Raw genomic sequence first — 16682 nt, forward strand, 5'->3', positions numbered from 1 at the left:
CACCACCGCCCGGTTTTCCGGGCGCGGCCGGACCGCCAGGTCCGGAGATTCTGGGGAGAGCAGGGGTGAGCGCGCAGCGCGAGGGGGGCGCAGCCCACCTGATGACGTCCGCCGAAGGCGGCGTGCAATCGTTTGACGGCGGCGGAGCCGACGTTAAACGATTGTGTTGCTTGCACCACCAAGGCGCTACGATGAATGGAGAAACGAAGTTTCGACGATGGTGGGAGGAGGAGGACGTGACGACTGCGAAGCAGGAGGAGCGGCCGACGACTGGGACGGCTGCGAAGCAGACGGCTAGGGCGGAGTCGCGAAGTCGCTTCGTCGGCTGCAAATTCGCGCCTAGCGAATTTGCAGCCGTGAAGCGGCGAGCAGAGGCCGCAGGCCTCTCGGTCTCGGCGTTGGTCCGCGGTGCGGCGCTCGACGCCGCACGGGAGGCGAGGCGCTCGGATCTCGGTGACGGGTTCACCGAGAGCGAGGCGCTGCGCGTGGTGGCCTACGCCGCCGAGCACGACCTCGATCCGACGAAGCTGGTGCGCGGTGCGGTCATGGATTTGATCGACCGGGCGTCCATGCCGACGCAGATCGCGCAGCAGTCGGGCCGCACGATGGAGCAGACGCGATCGCTGGCCCGTGCTCGGGTGGCGGTGACACGGATCGGGGTCAACCTGCGCCAGGTGCGGCAGACGGAAAAGAGGGGGACCGTGGCGATGGAGCCGCTGGTTTTCGATGGCTGGCGCTACGGCGAGGACGGTCCGGTGCCGGCGGTCGGTGTCGTCGAGGACGTGGTCGATTCCTTGGCGGCGATGACGACGGCACTGGCCGAGGAGTCGAGCCTTGATGACGCGGTGGAGGCTCTGGATTCCGCTGGCGAGGCGCTCAACGCATGGACGAGAACCTGCAACCGTGAGAAGGCCCTGTGCTACTGGGCCGGAACCGAGACGCCCGACGAGGTGCGCGACGAATTGGGCCGGCTCGACGAGGCGCTCGCGGTGTCCGAGCGCCTTCTGGGCGGCACGGTACGGGCGGGCGCATGAGCACGACGAACGTCCGCCGTCTGTCGCGGGGGCGGACGCATGGCGCGGTCTACTACGAGCTGTACGGCGCGAAGTGGACCAAGAAGCACAAGGAGAATCTGGCGGCCGGCACCGACCGCGTCGCGGCGATGAAATGCGACCTCGGCGACCCGTGGGAGTACGTCGCGTACGCGGAGCAGGTCGCCGAGGCGAAGGGGCGCAAGTGCGAGACCCATTCGCTGATCCAGTCCTTCGAAAAGTCGGAGTTCGACCCGAGCGACCCCGACGCGGTCCAACGGGTCAACGACGCCGGGTACGCGCTTGCAAAACGCCTGCATCCGGACTCCCTCGCCCTCGTCATCACGCACGTCGACGGCGCCGGCGGGCACCCGCACAACCACATCAAGATCGTCAACCACAACGAGCGAACCGGCCTGGCGTTGCGGCACGGCCACCTGCACCACCAGGTGCAGAAGGTGAACGACGAGTTGGCCCGCGAGTGGGACCTTCGTGTGATTGAGCCGACCTGGAAGACGAAGGTGCAGCAGCAGGTGCTCGACGGCGAAACTGTCACCGTTGAGCGCACCCGGGCGTCGTACTGGGAGGACAAGCGCTCGGCAAAGGGCGCGTTCGACCAGAAGCTCGGCGACCGCGTCGACGAGTGCATGCGTGGGGTCCTGGCCGACCCGGAGCTGACTCGCGAGAACGCCACCGAGAAGCTCACCGAAGCCCTCGGTCTTGAGGGCGTCGCGCTGGAGGCGAAGGTCTCGCGGATCAAGCCAAAGGCCGCCGAGGTCGAGCGTGCGCGCAGGGCCGGCGAACCGGAGCCGCAGGGCCACGACTCGATCGGCTGGACCTACAAGATGCTCGACGACACCGACGAGGACGCGAAGCCGCGGGTGCGCCGCCGGAAGGCCTCGACATTCTCTGACGACCTCACGGCGAAGGGGTGGGCCGAGCAGGTCGGCGTCGAGCTAGCCGAGCGCGAGGCCGTCGAGCTGGCCCGCGAAGCGGCGGCCGAGGAGTCGATCCCCGACTCGGTGTTCGCACCGCCGCGCACCCGCGGCAAGGCGGCGGCGAAGACCCCTGAGCGCCCCGCAGAGGCGACGGCGGCACCGGAGCCGGTGGTCGAGCCGGTGACCGTCGACGCGCGTGGAGAGGGGGCGCAGGAGGCCGTGCGCAAGCTCATGGCCGCAGCGGCTCAGGAGCCGGAGAAGCCTGAGCCGGAGCTGGAGAGCGTGCGCGACGATTCCTACTCGGTGGCGCGGGCCTTGGAGCACGAGAACGCGGCGGTGATGGAGGGGCTGCGAGAGCTTCGCGCGGGCCGCGAGATCAAGGACGCCAAGTCCGGGAAGATCCGTCCGATGACGGCCTGGGACCAGGCCCACGAGCGTGCGCAGGCGCGCTGGCGGGCCGACACGTCGCTCAACTCGGCCGCGGCGATGGCGGCGACGCTGGACGCCCGACTCGTCGACGGCACGACGCTGCGGGCGCGCGGCATGGTGGCGGCCAAGGCCAAGCACCCCAAGGGCGTGCCGACCGCGACGTGCGGCGAGGCCGCGGAGGCCGCCCGGGAGCGGCGGTCGAAGTTCAAGGGCAACGCCGCTCGGGTCGACGACCTGGAGAAAGAGCGCTTGTCGAAGTAGCTGACCGCATAAAGAAGAACCCCCTCACCCGAATCGGGTGAGGGGGTTCTGTGCTGCGTGGGTTGGTCAGTCGCGGACGACCGTTGCCTTGTAGAGCGTCAGGTCACCCGGCACCACGAAGTACGCGACGTCGTCGCGCTCGCCGGCTACCAACTCCGAGGCCTCCAGTTTCGTATAGCCGCCCTTGACCGTGATGGCCTCGGCCGGCAGTCGGTCGCCGCTAGTGACGCGGACGTACGCGAAGAGTCCGCCGGTCTTCCCGCCCTTGCTCGTGTGCGTGCCTCGCTCGGATTGCGGGAACGCGACCTCGGTCAGCAGTCGGAGGTCGGAAGAGGCGGTGACTGCGAAGCACTTCATGCGCGATGTGGGGACATCTGGGGACGGCGCGTCACACCACGTCAGCTCAAGGTTTCCCGACTCGTTGACGCGGGCGAGCGAGAGGCTCGTCGTGGTCGACGAACCGAAGTCACTGCCTGTCCATCCCAACTTGCGGGCAGTGCTCTCCAGATCGAGCACCTCGTCGATCCGCATGGCCGCGCTCGGGACGAATGACGCGTCGTCCGAGCGGTATTCGGCCGAGTAGACGGTCGCGGGCTTCTTCTGCTCCGTCGTCAGGGTCGACGTCGTGCCAGGCGTAGCGGCGTCGCGGCTGCTGTCGCTGTCGTCGTCGCCCCCACTGCACGCGACGGCAGAGATCACGACGATCAGCAGGACGCCGAGGAAGGCTGCGAGTGCAGCCAGGACACGCGGCCGCGCGAAGGCAGACGATTTGGCCTGCACAGGCGCGGGACGACCGGCCAGGGCCGCGAGGACCCGCTCGGTGATTGGTGGGGCCTGCGGGTCGCTGAGCTGGGCGTCGTAGCGCGCTCGACGCTGCGGATCTCCGAGGATGGATCGCGCGATGTCGAGCCGTTGGCGAGCGACAGGGTCGGCGGCAGCGTTGAGCTGACTGGTCAGCTGCGCGGCCAGTTCCGGCGACGGGACCCTGCGGTCGAGTCCGTGAATGGCGTAGAGGTCAAGGTCAGACATGGCTCTCCTTCGAGGTCGCGGGTGCGGTCAGCGGCGCGGCGTGAGGCTCGTGCGGCCCACGACGGCGCCGTTGATGGTCAGCCACAGTTCCTCGCCGACGTACTTACGGCCTGACTTGCGCAGCACGTACCGGTTGCCGCCATAGTCGAAGAACCCGCCGGTGCGGGTCTGGTGGATGCGAGCGTGCTTGGACGCGCCGATGATGGTGCCCCGAATGTCGAGCGTCAGTACGTTCCCACGGATGGTGACCGGGTAAGAGCCTCTGGCACCAGTGAGGGTTTTCGTCGTGGTCCAGGTGTACTTGCCTGACGAGACGCGGGCAGAGGCCTCGGGAGCGGTCGCGGTGGTGCCGGCCAGAGCAGCGACGGCGACGAACAGCGCGGTCAGAGCGGTGATGATGCGAGTTTTCATGGTGGTGGTTCCCAGGTGGTGGTGTCAGGTGGTGTGTGCGGGCACCCGTGCACGGGTGCGGACGTCGAGGGTGTCGACGTCGTGGGAGTGAGCGGTGGTGCGGAGTAGCCGGTTAGGGCTTGAGCGTCTCGGCGGCCCCGTCGGCCTCGGCGGCAGCGAGAATCGCGCTGGGCGTAGTGCTGTACGCCCTGGCCAACGACCACAAGCGATCCAAATTCATCGAGCCGCTGCCCGCTTCCAAGCGCATCAACGAATGCCTGGACAGGCCACTAGCCGCTGCCGCCTGCTGCTTGTTGAGACCCGCCGCGACCCGGGCTGCGCGAAGCGCTCGCCCCACGGCTTCACGACGCACGGGCCGCGCGAGTAACTCTCGCTGCGGGATATAGGCGTCGGGTGCGGGCACGGGCCCATCTTGTCATGTTCATGCGGTCCTCCCTGCTGTGCGAATCATGGTCGATCTGTCGCGTCCGACTTATGGTGCACTACTGCGACACAGGCATCGTCGCACAGCGCAAAAGAAAACGCGCCGCCCATCAGGACGACGCGTTCATTGGTACCAGGGGTTTGTGACAGAAAATAGGCGATGAGCTGGGCAGACCGCCCCCGCGGTGGCCTATCTATACGTCTAAGAGGGTAGCAGGTCGTGTCAAGAACTGAGACCTAGCTCACACCCCCTGCAAAGTCCTGTGTCGTATAGGTGAATGACCTGGGGGCCGGCTCGCGCAGCGGCCAGCCCCGGGGCGATCACGAGTCGCTGAACACGTAGACGCCGCCGTAGGGGCTGTCCTCGACCGTGTGGCCGTGCTTCAAATCAGCCGCGTACCGAGCGAGGTCGAAGTACGTCTTGGCCTCCTCCGGCCACGACTGCTGCTCGCCGACGCTCTCGACGTAGTCGCGCGCGTACTCCTCGAACGACTCCCACTCGCCCCGGTACCGGTCGGTGAACTGCTGAACGTCGGCATCCTCGGGGTCGATCATGTGCTCGGAGCGGGCGAGCGCACAGAACGCCGGCCACTGGGTCGGGCCGACCTCTTCGTACCGCTCGGCCCACCGTGCCGCGGTCACCGTGTCCATCTCGGCGTTGATCGGCCAGCATCCGTCCAGGTCGAAGACCCAGATCTCCTCGCAGCCCTCCTCTGCCCAGTCGACCCCGGAACCGCGGTGAACGTCGGCGACGGTGATGTCGGCTGCGCCAACGGCGTCGAACCAGGTTCCGACGAGCAGGCCGTCATTTCTGCATCGGAAGCAACCGACCCAGATTTGCGGACGGTCGGGTTCGGTGATGGCGACGTTCGGTTTCATGCCCATGGCAGTGCCCCTTCGATTGCTTCGGCATTGATGTTCTCGCCGGTGACGAGTCGATGCTGTTCGCAGGCGAAAGCGAGCTGCGATGGCTCCACGAGGTATGACCAGCACCTCGCCCCACCGGTCATGTCGGTGAGCAGGATGCGCGAGCCCTCAGCGATCTCGACGCCGATGTCGCCCAGCAACTCGCGGGCGATCGTAGCGGCCTGACCAGGCGTGTAGAGGTGATCCTCATCCGACCGAACAAGACCGTTGCACTCGTTGTACTGCGTCGCAGCGGCCTCGCGGGTGAGCCCTCGGGCTCCCGGCGACAGCCGGCCGGCGGCGATGTGGCGTTCGACCCACGGGTCGCAGATGGTCATGGTCATGGGCGGTCCCTCCCTCGGTGTGGTGTTCGAGGTGGCGGCCGTCGACGGCTCTGCCGGCGCTTACCCGTAGGAATCGACTTTCAGGCCGACGAGGTGCGCGAAAGGCTCTGGTGCACTGAGAATCTCGACCTCGTAGGCAGCGGGGGTGTTGGCGTACTCGGGTCCCTCGCCGGTGTGCTCCCAGAGGCAGTCGTAGCACCAGTCGTCGGCGTACTCGTCATCGCGGAGCGCAGGCACGGTGACGTCGTAGACGTGGGTGAAGGTCGCATCCGGGTACGAGTTCGTGACCAGGATCTTCACCGCGATCGTGTCCGTCGCGGCGCGGGCGAGCATGGCGGCCAGGACCGCGGCGGTGGCCGGCGTGAAGCTCAAGACTTCGCCGCTGTCGACCATGACGGAGACGATCGGCTCGGTGCCGGCGATCAGACCGTCGTCGGTGCGCGTGACGACGACGCGGGAACCGGACCGGGTAGCGGTCATCGTTGCTGGGGACGCATTGGGAGTGGACATGCGAGAAGCCTCCTCGAAGTGGGGTGTCGAGGAGGCTCTCGGCGTCGGCTATGCCGTCGCGGCTACCGGACCTCGGCCAGGTAGCGGTAAACCGTCTGCCGAGAGACGTCGAACTCCTTGGCCAGTGCGGTGATCCCCTCGCCCGCACCGCCGGCGTGGCGGCGAGAGATCTCCTGAGCCTGCTCCGGTGTGAGCGCGGCCTTGCGGCCTTTGTACTTGCCCGCTGCCTTGGCCTTGGCGATGCCCTCGGCCTGGCGCTCCCGGATGGTCGCCAGCTCGAACTCCGCGACAGCACCGAGCATCTGGAGCAGCAGCTTGGTCATCGGGTTGTCGTCGCCGGTGAACACCAGACCTTGCGTGGTGATCTCGACGCGCACGCCCTTGCCGTTCAGTTCGGCGATGATCTCCTGCAGGTCGGTGACGTTGCGGGCCAGGCGGTCGAGGGAGTGGACGAACACCGTGTCGCCCTTGCGGACGTACTTGATCAGCGCGTCGAGCTTGTCGCGGTCACGGGTCCTACCACTGGCCTTGTCGACGAAGATCTCGTCCAGCTCGACACCGTCGAGCTGGCGGACCTCGTTCTGATCGGCCGTGCTGACGCGCACGTAGCCGACGCGCTGGCCGGTCACTTCATCTCGGTGACGACAATATGGCGGTGCGGGCCGCGGGGCCGGATCGTCCTGCTGCGTTGGTCGTCGTGCTCGACGATGTGCAGCGGGACCGAGGGATCATGCTGGACGACGACGATGTCGCGATCGAATGCGATGGTTGCGTTCGGCATGGGGTGTCTCCTGTCGTCGTCCGCGTCCGTCGCGGCACTCGGTATCTGTCAATGCAAGTCTAAGGCATGTGTTGACACCTGTCAATAAATAGCGAGTACCCACCCTATTGAGACGCATTATGCAGCCTTGAGGGGTTGTCACTTTGGGAGTACCCCAGTAGATCGAATCTACGTTCGAGGAGGGAGGCCGATCGCCTCGCGGATGGCGTGATCAATCACCGGGAGCATTGCTCGGAACCGACGCGCCAAATCCTCGAGCGCCTCGTCGGTCCATTCCCCGGCCAGCTCGAACGAGGGGGTGCTACCCTTCTTGCCCTTGGCGCGCTTCAACGTCATTCGGCTCCGTCCGTACCCAGGAAACAGGCCGTGGACAATCGCGTTGCGATGGGGCAGCAACTTTCGCATCTCGTCGGCAATCGGCTGTAGTTCAGGGTCGCCGATCTTCTCGATAGCCTTGGCGAGGGTCTCGCCGCTGGCCCACCACGATGGATCGGGGCTATCGCGACCTGTGTGTAGGACGATCAGCTCGCCGATCTGGGCCTCCACCTCGGCGGCCTCCAGTACGACGTAACCGATGTGTGTTGCCAACGCTGCGGGGTACCCGGACTCACTCATGAGGCCGAGTATCTCAGCGCGCGTCTATTGGCGGACCTTCACCTGTCGGTCGGATGGACGGGTGTTGTGCGACTTCGCGACCTGGGCGGCCTGCCATCGGCCGGCCGCTCGGAGAGTGCCTCGCTGACCAACCGGCTTGCGGACGGACTGAAACGGCAAGACCCGCGCCTGCTGCGTGCAGCCAGCGCGGGTCGTCGCGGTGATGGTGCGGCTACACGCTCCGCCACGGCTGCGCCGAAAACGTGTCGATGGCCGCTTGCGGATCCGCGATCAAACGTTGCAGGCCGATGAGCTTGGCCGGGTACACGCTGGAGTCTGTGGAGAACCCGGCCTCGTCGAACCCGACGCTAAAGTCGTCCCGCAGCCGTGGCGGCAGCCGGTCAGACGCTTCTTGGAGAAGAGCACCGGCTTCGGACGCCAGGGGGGTCGCCGGTGGGTTGTAGCGGCGCAGCATCTGTTCGAGCGGGTCGTCGGTCTCGGGCAACACCACCGGTGGCCTGGCGGCCGCGGAGACCAGGCGGGCCGTGGCGGCGCGCAGCTCTGGATCGTCAGCATCGACTGCCAGCGGGATCGGGATGCTCTGGACGCTCCCGACCGCGCTGATCTCAACGGCGAGCGACACACTGGACTGGTCTTCGTGGACGTTGACGTAGCGGTACACCTCGACGCCCGGTGCGCACTCGTCCGATAGCTGGACATCGCCCATGAGGCTGCGCAGTTCCTTGTGGATGCCGGGCTCGATGACGCAATCGGGCCGGAGCCGAACGCGGTGGAGGTAGAACTGGCTTGCCGCGTCGCTCTGCCGGTTCATTCTGCGGAGCATGTTCTCGATGGCGGCCTCGTAGGTGCCGACATGGAGCGCTTTGGCTTTCTGATCTGCTGCCCAGCGCTCGACGGCCCCGGGACGTGAAGACTCCATGTGCTGCCTACACACGTCGGTGAGCTGCGCAGTCGGGTCGAAGTCCTTGTCGGGCCAGACAGCGTGGGTCGACGAGTGATACCAGTAGGTGTCTCGCACGGTGTCGTCGTCGTGAACCGGATCGTGCGGACGCACCCAGAAAGTCGGGTAGTGCTCGCTGGTGCCATCGGTTCCGCATTCCGGGCACGGCTCGTCACCGACGGCGACCTCCCACTCGTGGGAGCACGTTTGGCAGCGCATGTAGCGACGGCGCTCGAAGTCGATAGACCTCTCGATCATCGCTAGCGGTTACCCTTCGCCCGATTGTGGGTGATGCAGAGCATTTCGCAGTTGGCCAGAGTGGAAGCGCCGCCCTTGCTCCAGGCCGAGACGTGGTCGGCCTCCATCTCGGCGGCCTTGTAGATCCGCTTGGCGTTGTTGTTGTTGCCGCCAGCGGCACAGGTCGGGCAGTTCGAGGTGCCCGCGGTCTTCGCCGCCGTGGTCTGCTGGGCGTAGGCCTGCTTCTTGACGCTGGCCTCGAACAGCCGCACGTCGAGCAGCTGCGGATCGGCGTCGACCCCGGGCGCCAGCTCGGTCAGCACGTACTCGTAGACACCGCGGTCGTTCTTCACCGCGCCGTCGCCGCGCAGCGCGTCGATCCGCGCATCGACCTTGGCCGGGTCGAAGTGGTGATGGTGGTAAGCCTCGTAGAGGCGGCCCCACTCCAGGCCGCGCATTTCCTTGTCCGGCGAGCGGGTGAAGACCTGGTCGATCCACGCGATGACCTCGTCGAAGTAGGCCTGCAGCTGCTTGCAGCCGACGTCGTGGCGGTGGGCGGCCAGGTAGCCGTCGACATCGATGTCCTGGTCGTCGGAGATCCACCGGAGCGCGGTGGCCAGCACGTCCTGGCGCTTGGGGTCGCCCTTGACGTAGGACAGCCACTTCTGCATGTTCGCGTTGTTGGAGTTGGAGTAGACGGCCTTGGCCGCGGTCACGAACGGGCCCGAGTAGATGGCGTTGAGCAACTCCTGGGTGTTGAGCGGAACGCCGGCGATGTTGATGGTCTGGAACCACTGCTTGATCTCGGGCTCGGTGCCCTCGCACTCGTAGATGAGCAGGGTGTGCTCGGTGATCCGGTCCTGCAGCTCCTTGGGCAGCGAGCCGAACGTCTGCTCGCGCCCCTCCCACTGGATTGCGAACCGGCCTGTGACGAACCGTCCGAGCGAGGTGATGCGCTGCTGGCCGTCGAGCACTTCGAGCTGACCGCCGTCGGCGACGCTGAAGTAGATCAGGCCCAGCGGATAGCCCTTGAGCACCGAGTCGATGACGGCCACGTCCTTCTTGCCGTCGCCGTAGATGTAGTTGCGCTGGAACTCGGGCTGGATGGTGAGCTTGCCGTTCAGACCGTAGAGGCCCTTGCCTTCGAGCTCGTTGTAGTGGAAGCCCTCCAGGACCTTCTCGACGGAGAACTGGTGCAGCGTGGTCTCCATCAGGCACCTGCCTTGTGGCGGATCATGATGCGCTTGTAGGCGGTGCGGTAGTTGGGGTTGGTCAGACCGAGCCGTCGGTGCCCAGGGCTGTTGCCACCGGTGCCGCCCTGCTCGTAGTAGGTCTTGACGAACTCCTCGCCAAGCGTGTCGACGCCTAGTTGGCGTAGTCCTTCCATGTCGTCGCCGTGGGCCAGGATCTCGAACTGGTCGGGGTTGTACTTGTCCAGGAAGGTGATCGGCACGCCCATGATGCCGTCATAGTCGGCCGGGATGGCATCGACGAACGGGACCTCGATGGCCTCGGCGAAGTTGTAGTAGCGCTCGTAGCCGACGCCGCGGATCTCCTTGTGCTTGGAGAACTTGACGTTGTCGTCCATCGTCATGAGTTGCAGCGGTTCGTGGCGGCGGCCGTGGTCGATGTTGGTGAACCAACAGGAGTTGCCCAGCCGGGTGAAGTCGTAGTCATCGGTCGACGGGTAACCGGCCTTCTCGGCTTTGAGCCGGTCGGCCTCCTTGACCGGAGCACCCTTGGGCACGCCGAAGATCATGTCGGTGTTGTTGGCCGTGGCACCCTTCCACAGCTCGTTGCGCTGGATCAGCGGGAAGATCTCGACGTAGGTGGTGGCATTGCTGTTGCCCACCACCGAGTACTTCTTGCCAGCAGCGACGAGCCAGTTCACGAACTCGCGGAACAGGCTGAACGGCGGGTTCGTGATGACGATGTCGCTTTCATCCCGCAGCGCGGTGACCTCAGCGGAGCGGAAGTCACCGTCGCCGGCCAGGTACTCCCACTGCAGGTCGTCGATGTTGACGATGCCGTCGCCGTTGATGTCGCGGTCGAGCACGAACAGCTTGCCGTTGGCGCGGGTCTTAGCCTCGTCGAATTGCGGCGACTCGGTCTCGAACAGCGTCGGTTGGTAGGACGACAGGCCGGGGTTGCTGTCAGGGGCGAAAGATGTCGCGATCAACTTCCTCAGGCCGAAGTCATGGAAGTGCAGGGCGAAGAACTTGGCGAACTGCGACCACTCCGGGTCATCGCACGGCAGCAGGACGACCTTGTTGCGGAAGAGGTCTGGGTCGTAGTCGAGGTACGCATTCATCTCGCGCTCGATGTCGGCCCACTGGGTATAGAACTCGTCGTTCTTAGCCTTCTTCGCGGCGTTGAGACTGCCGGTCCGGTGCGACACGGGCGCGGTTGTGCTGGTCATGGTCTGATCGTATTAGAGGAATCAGACATGTTAGGTCACCGCCACTGGCCCACAGCGAGATTCACCCGGTCAGCGGTCTCGCTGGATCTCGTCGGCGACGACAGCGAGCATCTGCTCCAGCCGTGCAGCGACGGTCGGGTCAAGCTCGTCGACGGCGGCGACGGCCAGCTCAGCCTGCGCAAGCGCGTTGATCGCGTTGCCAATGGGCTGCGTTCGTTCGAACTCGGCGTCGATCTGCGCCTCGGTCATCGTCTCGTCGTCGTCCACACCCACCAGTAGATCGCGTGCAGAGGACGGCGCACAGCGAATCGAGAGAACAAGCACCCGCCCGCCACCGGCCGGCGGATGCTCATGTCTCAAGTCAGAGGAAGGTCGTCGTGCGCGTCGCTGCGTCGTAGCGCATGACATTGTGCACGCCGGTGTTCTCGACCCGCCCGTCGAGGTAAATGTGGCCAGCGTCGACGAATGGCTCCCAGCAGCGCATCCGGCCCTCCTTCGCGTGCAGCGGGCCGACGCCGGTGTGGCCGGCGACGATAACCTTGCCGACCGAGGTCGGGCCGAGCGACGGCGGAAACTTCTCGGTGAACGTCTCATCGATCGTCACCGCCTTCCACATCGGTCCGGCCTCCTCGTCGACACCAGCGTGGACGTAGAGGTGCGTGGCGGTCTCGTAGTACAGCGGCCGCTCCCGCAGCCAGGCGATCAGATCGTCATGACGGGCGCTGATCTCGCGCTTGAGGGTGGCGTTGACGGTGTCGATGGACCCGCCCGCCAGCTCGGCGACGGCCTGCTCGACGACCTGGGTCGGCAGGAACGACTTGATCGTGACCAGGCCGGTGTCGGCCAGCAGCCAGGCGGGGTCGTTGTCGTCGGCGCCGAGCCAATCGAGGAACCAGCGCTCGTGGTTGCCGGCGAGCGGGGTCACCTGGTCGGGGTGGGCGTCGCAGAGGGCCTTGACGGCGGCGAGCACACCGGCGCTGTCGGGACCGCGGTCGACGTAGTCTCCGAGCAACACGAGATGGGTCGACGGGTCGGAGAGATCGACCTTGGTCAGGGCGTCGCGCAGCTCGTCGAGGCAACCGTGGGTGTCGGGAATGGCGTAGGTGATGGTCACGGGCTCCCCCTCTATATATAAGGCTCGGTTTTACTTGCATATGCAAGTAATGAACCGGCCGGGGTGTTCACCGGCTCCGGTCAGCGCCTACTTCGTGGCGGTGGCTGACACTTCGGGCAGAAGTGGGAGCCCCGATTCATGAACTGCTCCCTCACGATGAGCGTTCCGCACCTCGGACATGGTCGGCCATGTCTGCCATATGAATGTAGATTCCTGTCGAAGTACCCGGACTGCCCATTCACGTTGACGTAGAGGTCGTCGAACGACGTGCCGCCGACGTTGATCGCCTCGGCCATCACGTCGGTGGCATGGTCGACGAGTTCGCCGAGTTTGGCCTTAGGAATCCCGCGTGTACGACGCCGCCCATGAAGGTGGGCACGCCAGAGGGATTCGTCGGCGTAAATGTTGCCGACGCCGGAAATCACCGTCTGATCCAGGATTGCACGCTTGATCTCGGTGTCGCGGCGTCGGAGAGCATCAATCGCTGCGGCGCGGTCGAAGGCTTCCTCGAACGGGTCGGGCGCGATGTGAGCGACGGACTCCGGGAGGCGACGACCTGCGCCCTCGACCAACTCGTCCAGGTGCCAGCCGCCGAAGGTCCGCTGGTCGACGAATCGGAGTTCGTGGTTACCGTCAAGTGTCGCGCGGATCCGCAGGTGCACGGGATCTTCACTCCCCTGCTCGGCGATGAGCATTTGCCCGCTCATCCCCAGATGCACAACCGTCGCCACCTCATCTGTGTCGTCGGAAGCCACCAGCCATAGGTATTTGCCGCGCCGTTCGACGGAGGTAAAACGCTTGCCGCGCAACCGGCTCGAGAGGTCAACAGCTCCGCCGATATGGCGGCGAACGGCGCGCGGGTGCAGCACCTCAACGTCGCCGATGGCCCGGCCGAGCACATGCGCAGCCAATCCGAGCCGAATGGTCTCGACTTCAGGAAGTTCCGGCACGGTCCCTACCGGGGTCGCTCGTTGAGCGTCTTCCACGCAAGCTCAGCGGCGTGCTGCTCGGCTTCCTTCTTGGTTCTGCCGACACCGTCACCGAGCTCGTCGCCTCCGACAACCGCGGTGGCCGTGAACTCCTTGTTGTGATCGGGACCGGTCGACGAAATCAGGTACTGCGGCTGACCGAGACTCCGCTCCGCCGACAGCTCTTGCAGCGACGTCTTCCAATCGAGCCCGGCACCGAGGCTCCCCGACCGCTCGATGATCGGTTCAAACAGATTCAGGATGACCTGCTGGGCAACCTCAATACCGTGATCAAGGAAAATCGCACCGAACAGTGACTCTAAGCCGTCCGCCAAGATCGAAGCCTTGTCGCGACCGCCGGTCAGCTCTTCACCGCGCCCCAAATAGAGATGCGCACCGAGACCGCCTTCGCCGAGGTCGCGGGCGACGTCGGCGAGGGCGTTCATGTTGACCACGCTGGCCCGAATCTTCGCCAACTCACCTTCTGGACGGTCGGGGAAGCCGAGGTACAGGCGTTCGGTGACCACGACACCGAGCACCGCGTCGCCCAGGAACTCCAGGCGCTCGTTGGTCGGCAAGCCGCCATTCTCGTACGCGTACGACCGGTGCGTCAGCGCCAGCGTCAACAACTCGTCGCTGATCGTGACGCCGAGAACGTCAGTGAGGAGCGTCGTATCGGGCCGCTTGCTCACTTCGAATCGCCCTCCGCACCGGGCTTGATCTTGTCGGCCAGCTTGGCCCACCGGGGATCAATCAGGTCGTGGTGATGATCGGGCTCAGCGTCGGCCAGCTTGATGCCACAGGTCTGGCACAGTCCCGGGCAGTCTTCCGTGCACAGTGGCGACAGCGGCAGATCTGTGGCGATCGCGTCGATCACGACCTGCTCCAGGTCGATTTCCTCATCGATGATTCGCTCGAGGTCTTCTTCTTCCGAAGCCGTCTTGTCGGTCTCACTGTTCGGATAGGCGAACAGTTCGGTAAGGAAAACAGTGATGTCGTCCTCGATCGGATCTAAGCACCGACTGCATTGTCCGACCGCGTGGCCACCAACGGTGCCGGTTACCAGAACGCCCTCGTTGACCGACTCCAACCGAAGGTCAAAGCTCACGTCGCCACCGGCGGGAATGCCGAGCATCTCGGCACCCAGACGCTCGGGCGTCTGGATCGTCCAAGCCTTCTCGATCATCGAGCCAGCACGACGGGGTACAGATCGGACGTCGATCACAAATCCAGAGTCAGTCACTTGGACAATCTTACTGCTTCACCCCGGTTGGAAACTAAAGCTCGCGCAGCTTAGCCCGCCATCTGAGTGGGACCGGACTGCTCGTCACCGTCGACACCGTGTGGGTACTCGACGTAGTCGTGCATCGCGGCACCGGTCCGCAACTGCTGTCGTCCGCGATGCACCGAGCGCAGCGTCCCGGTGAGGATGTCCTCGAAGTCTGCAAGCTTGTCGTCCACGTAGATGTCGCAATCCCCGCGCAGGCGATCAGACTCGGCGTGAGCGGCATCGACGATGCGCCCGGCTTCGGACTTGGCTGCCGCGACAACCTCCGACTCAGAGACCATCCGCTGCTGCTCAGCGATGCCATCGGCGACGGACTTGTGGTAGTTCGCGTTGCCCGCTTCAATGACGCGGGCCGCTTCTGCGCGAGCACGACCGGTGACTGCTTCATGTTCACGGGCAGCACTGTGCTCGAGACGTTGCGCCTCTTCGTTCGCGTCGCCCACGATGGTCTGCGCGTTGTTCGACGCTTCGTCCATCATTCGGTCCGCGCGTGCCTTTGCTTCGGACAAGATCCGGTCGGCTTCCGCGCGGGCGTGCGCGAGCATCGCTTCCGAGTCATTTTCGGCACCGGTGATCAATCGCTCGGAGTGGTCACGCGCGTTCGTCACCAACGTGTCACGCTCGTCGAGGACATCCTGGGCATCGTCGAGTTCGCCCGGCATGGCGTCGCGAAGGTCGTCGAGCAGTTCGAGGACGTCGCCGCGCGGAACGACGCATCCGGCGGTCATCGGCACGGTGCGGGCCTCTTCAACGATCGCGACCAATTCGTCGAGCGCTTCAAATACGCGGTACACGATTTCCCCAATCCGGCTCAGCCAACGGGTTCGGCGGCCATTGATAGTTCTGAGGCCATTGTGCCCAATGTTGCGGCTGTGACAGCGGAGGCTAGCCGGGCGTGTCGGAAGTTGCGCTGGTCACGCTCGCTAAGCGCGCAGAGTCTGTGACAGTCGATCAGTCAGCGCGGCATGAATATGGCTCGACAAGTATGGGGTTACATCGCCGCCGAGCTTGGCGACCTCTTTCACCAACGAGCTCGACACGTGCGCGTACTTCGGATCGGTGAGCATAAAGAAGGTCTCACATCCGGTGAGCTCCCGATTCATCTGCGCCATGGGCATCTCGTAGGCGAAGTCCGTTTCCGACCGCAACCCCTTCACCATGGTGTCGGCGCCTTCTTCCAGAAGCAGGTCGACGACCAGGCCGGTCCAGCTACGTACGGTCACGTTCGGCAGGCCAGCACAATCGTCTTCGATCAGCGAAATCCGTTCCTCGACCCCAAACATTCCCTGCTTGTTTGGATTCACCACCACCGCCACCACAACGCGCTCGAACCGTTGGGCGGCACGTTCGACGACAAAACGGTGACCGAGAGTGAAGGGATCGTACGAACCGGGGCAGACTGCGACGCTCATGTCTGGTGAATCTACGCGAGTATTCGCGCGGCCCCACTAAATGCGGTTGCCGACCCACACGGTCGTGTCGCCGTACTGCTTACTCGTCACCAATTCCAACCCGTCCGGCCACGCGACTTCCCGACTTCGGCGGCCACGCTCCACGACGATCCATCCCTCCGGAGCCAACGCTGCCGCAACATTGGCGACAATCCCGTCGACTTCGTCGTCGGACACCTCGTAGGGCGGATCGATGAAGACAAGGTCGAAAGGACCAGCCGGTGCACCCACAAAAGATTCCACGCTCCGGTTCACAATGCGTATGCGCGAGGCAGCCCCGCACACGGACACGTTGTCGCGAAGGATCCCAGCGGCGCGACGGTCGGCTTCAACGAGGACCGCCGAGGCGGCCCCGCGCGAGACAGCTTCGATGCCAAGCGCCCCGGTACCCGCAAACAGATCGAGGACCCGGAGGTCCGCCAAGTCCATGCGCGAACCAAGCATGGAGAACAGTGCTTCGCGCACGCGGTCGGAGGTGGGACGCGTGGTGTCGGCTGGAACGGCGAGCCGGCGGCCACGGAATTCACCGGCAATAATTCTGGTCATATTCCCAACCAGCGTAGTGCATGGCGCATGCGCTTTCAGGG

The 16682-nt window shown here is 65.2% G+C and carries 22 protein-coding genes; 2 read left to right on the forward strand and 20 right to left on the reverse strand.

From position 1 onward, the window contains the following. The first annotated feature begins 236 nt into the window (after positions 1–236). Positions 237–1034 (forward strand): plasmid mobilization protein, encoded by a 798-nt coding sequence (locus WBA38_RS17460; RefSeq protein ID WP_424323197.1) that lies wholly within the window; start codon positions 237–239, stop codon positions 1032–1034. Then, positions 1031–2659 carry a relaxase/mobilization nuclease domain-containing protein gene (locus WBA38_RS17465; protein WP_424323198.1) on the forward strand — a complete coding sequence of 543 codons (1629 nt, stop codon included), beginning with the start codon at positions 1031–1033 and terminating at the stop codon, positions 2657–2659. The genes WBA38_RS17460 and WBA38_RS17465 overlap by 4 nt, the downstream gene beginning before the upstream one ends. A gap of 66 nt (positions 2660–2725) precedes the next feature. Here WBA38_RS17465 and WBA38_RS17470 read toward each other — a convergent pair whose 3' ends face one another. From WBA38_RS17470 to rsmD, 20 genes are all read right to left on the reverse strand, one after another. Continuing rightward, entirely contained in the window at positions 2726–3688 is a 963-nt protein-coding gene (locus tag WBA38_RS17470; protein WP_424323199.1) for a hypothetical protein, read from the reverse strand. Positions 3689–3715: 27 nt separating this feature from the next. After that, positions 3716–4099, reverse strand: coding sequence for a hypothetical protein (locus WBA38_RS17475; protein WP_424323200.1), 384 nt, complete (start codon positions 4097–4099; stop codon positions 3716–3718). A 112-nt stretch (positions 4100–4211) separates the two neighbouring features. After that, positions 4212–4502 carry a helix-turn-helix domain-containing protein gene (locus WBA38_RS17480; protein WP_424323201.1) on the reverse strand — a complete coding sequence of 97 codons (291 nt, stop codon included), beginning with the start codon at positions 4500–4502 and terminating at the stop codon, positions 4212–4214. A 341-nt stretch (positions 4503–4843) separates the two neighbouring features. Further along, entirely contained in the window at positions 4844–5407 is a 564-nt protein-coding gene (locus WBA38_RS17485) for an antirestriction protein ArdA (protein ID WP_424323202.1), read from the reverse strand. Further along, positions 5398–5772, reverse strand: coding sequence for a hypothetical protein (locus WBA38_RS17490; protein ID WP_424323203.1), 375 nt, complete (start codon positions 5770–5772; stop codon positions 5398–5400). Before WBA38_RS17490 ends, WBA38_RS17485 begins: the two co-directional genes overlap by 10 nt. A gap of 60 nt (positions 5773–5832) precedes the next feature. Then, positions 5833–6282 carry a hypothetical protein gene (locus WBA38_RS17495; protein WP_424323204.1) on the reverse strand — a complete coding sequence of 150 codons (450 nt, stop codon included), beginning with the start codon at positions 6280–6282 and terminating at the stop codon, positions 5833–5835. Between the two features lie 62 nt (positions 6283–6344). Further along, the gene (locus WBA38_RS17500; RefSeq protein WP_424323205.1) at positions 6345–6911 is read right to left on the reverse strand and encodes a recombinase family protein; all 567 of its coding nucleotides are present in this window, start codon (positions 6909–6911) and stop codon (positions 6345–6347) included. After that, positions 6908–7063 carry a hypothetical protein gene (locus WBA38_RS17505; RefSeq protein WP_424323206.1) on the reverse strand — a complete coding sequence of 52 codons (156 nt, stop codon included), beginning with the start codon at positions 7061–7063 and terminating at the stop codon, positions 6908–6910. Before WBA38_RS17505 ends, WBA38_RS17500 begins: the two co-directional genes overlap by 4 nt. A 168-nt stretch (positions 7064–7231) precedes the next feature. Next, positions 7232–7678, reverse strand: coding sequence for a hypothetical protein (locus tag WBA38_RS17510; protein ID WP_424323207.1), 447 nt, complete (start codon positions 7676–7678; stop codon positions 7232–7234). Between the two features lie 211 nt (positions 7679–7889). Next, positions 7890–8876, reverse strand: a complete 987-nt coding sequence (locus tag WBA38_RS17515; protein WP_424323208.1) for a hypothetical protein — start codon at positions 8874–8876, stop codon at positions 7890–7892. A 2-nt stretch (positions 8877–8878) separates the two neighbouring features. Further along, a complete protein-coding gene (locus WBA38_RS17520; RefSeq protein WP_424323209.1) occupies positions 8879–10066 on the reverse strand; it encodes an HNH endonuclease family protein in 1188 nt (395 codons plus the stop codon). Further along, positions 10066–11274, reverse strand: a complete 1209-nt coding sequence (locus WBA38_RS17525; protein WP_424323210.1) for an adenine-specific methyltransferase EcoRI family protein — start codon at positions 11272–11274, stop codon at positions 10066–10068. Before WBA38_RS17525 ends, WBA38_RS17520 begins: the two co-directional genes overlap by 1 nt. 69 nt (positions 11275–11343) lie before the next feature. Beyond that, positions 11344–11541, reverse strand: coding sequence for a hypothetical protein (locus WBA38_RS17530; protein ID WP_424323211.1), 198 nt, complete (start codon positions 11539–11541; stop codon positions 11344–11346). A gap of 94 nt (positions 11542–11635) precedes the next feature. Further along, positions 11636–12388, reverse strand: coding sequence for a metallophosphoesterase (locus tag WBA38_RS17535; protein ID WP_424323212.1), 753 nt, complete (start codon positions 12386–12388; stop codon positions 11636–11638). A gap of 80 nt (positions 12389–12468) precedes the next feature. Further along, on the reverse strand, positions 12469–13338 hold the full coding sequence (gene mutM, locus WBA38_RS17540; RefSeq protein ID WP_424323213.1) for a bifunctional DNA-formamidopyrimidine glycosylase/DNA-(apurinic or apyrimidinic site) lyase: 870 nt from the start codon (positions 13336–13338) through the stop codon (positions 12469–12471). Positions 13339–13343: 5 nt separating this feature from the next. Next, positions 13344–14048: a ribonuclease III gene (gene rnc / locus WBA38_RS17545; RefSeq protein WP_424294337.1), complete on the reverse strand. Its 705-nt coding sequence runs from the start codon at positions 14046–14048 to the stop codon at positions 13344–13346. Continuing rightward, entirely contained in the window at positions 14045–14599 is a 555-nt protein-coding gene (locus tag WBA38_RS17550; RefSeq protein ID WP_424294336.1) for a YceD family protein, read from the reverse strand. The genes rnc and WBA38_RS17550 overlap by 4 nt, the downstream gene beginning before the upstream one ends. 50 nt (positions 14600–14649) lie before the next feature. Beyond that, a complete protein-coding gene (locus WBA38_RS17555; protein WP_424323214.1) occupies positions 14650–15438 on the reverse strand; it encodes a DivIVA domain-containing protein in 789 nt (262 codons plus the stop codon). A 129-nt stretch (positions 15439–15567) separates the two neighbouring features. Further along, positions 15568–16056: a pantetheine-phosphate adenylyltransferase gene (coaD, locus tag WBA38_RS17560; protein WP_424323215.1), complete on the reverse strand. Its 489-nt coding sequence runs from the start codon at positions 16054–16056 to the stop codon at positions 15568–15570. 36 nt (positions 16057–16092) lie between these two features. Then, a complete protein-coding gene (rsmD, locus tag WBA38_RS17565) occupies positions 16093–16641 on the reverse strand; it encodes a 16S rRNA (guanine(966)-N(2))-methyltransferase RsmD (RefSeq protein ID WP_424296449.1) in 549 nt (182 codons plus the stop codon). Positions 16642–16682: the final 41 nt, after the last annotated feature.

Source organism: Gordonia sp. (in: high G+C Gram-positive bacteria) (genome assembly GCF_049647785.1).
Lineage (GTDB): Bacteria > Actinomycetota > Actinomycetes > Mycobacteriales > Mycobacteriaceae > Gordonia.

Coding starts and splice junctions, on each gene's coding strand:
- WBA38_RS17475 (WP_424323200.1), bottom strand. CDS start 4,099: ATGAAAACTCGCATCATCACCGCTCTGACCGCGCTGTTCGTCGCCGTC.
- rsmD (WP_424296449.1), bottom strand. CDS start 16,641: ATGACCAGAATTATTGCCGGTGAATTCCGTGGCCGCCGGCTCGCCGTT.
- WBA38_RS17495 (WP_424323204.1), bottom strand. CDS start 6,282: ATGTCCACTCCCAATGCGTCCCCAGCAACGATGACCGCTACCCGGTCC.
- WBA38_RS17525 (WP_424323210.1), bottom strand. CDS start 11,274: ATGACCAGCACAACCGCGCCCGTGTCGCACCGGACCGGCAGTCTCAAC.
- WBA38_RS17520 (WP_424323209.1), bottom strand. CDS start 10,066: ATGGAGACCACGCTGCACCAGTTCTCCGTCGAGAAGGTCCTGGAGGGC.
- WBA38_RS17470 (WP_424323199.1), bottom strand. CDS start 3,688: ATGTCTGACCTTGACCTCTACGCCATTCACGGACTCGACCGCAGGGTC.
- WBA38_RS17485 (WP_424323202.1), bottom strand. CDS start 5,407: ATGGGCATGAAACCGAACGTCGCCATCACCGAACCCGACCGTCCGCAA.
- WBA38_RS17490 (WP_424323203.1), bottom strand. CDS start 5,772: ATGACCATGACCATCTGCGACCCGTGGGTCGAACGCCACATCGCCGCC.
- WBA38_RS17505 (WP_424323206.1), bottom strand. CDS start 7,063: ATGCCGAACGCAACCATCGCATTCGATCGCGACATCGTCGTCGTCCAG.
- coaD (WP_424323215.1), bottom strand. CDS start 16,056: ATGAGCGTCGCAGTCTGCCCCGGTTCGTACGATCCCTTCACTCTCGGT.
- WBA38_RS17510 (WP_424323207.1), bottom strand. CDS start 7,678: ATGAGTGAGTCCGGGTACCCCGCAGCGTTGGCAACACACATCGGTTAC.
- WBA38_RS17515 (WP_424323208.1), bottom strand. CDS start 8,876: ATGATCGAGAGGTCTATCGACTTCGAGCGCCGTCGCTACATGCGCTGC.
- WBA38_RS17465 (WP_424323198.1), top strand. CDS start 1,031: ATGAGCACGACGAACGTCCGCCGTCTGTCGCGGGGGCGGACGCATGGC.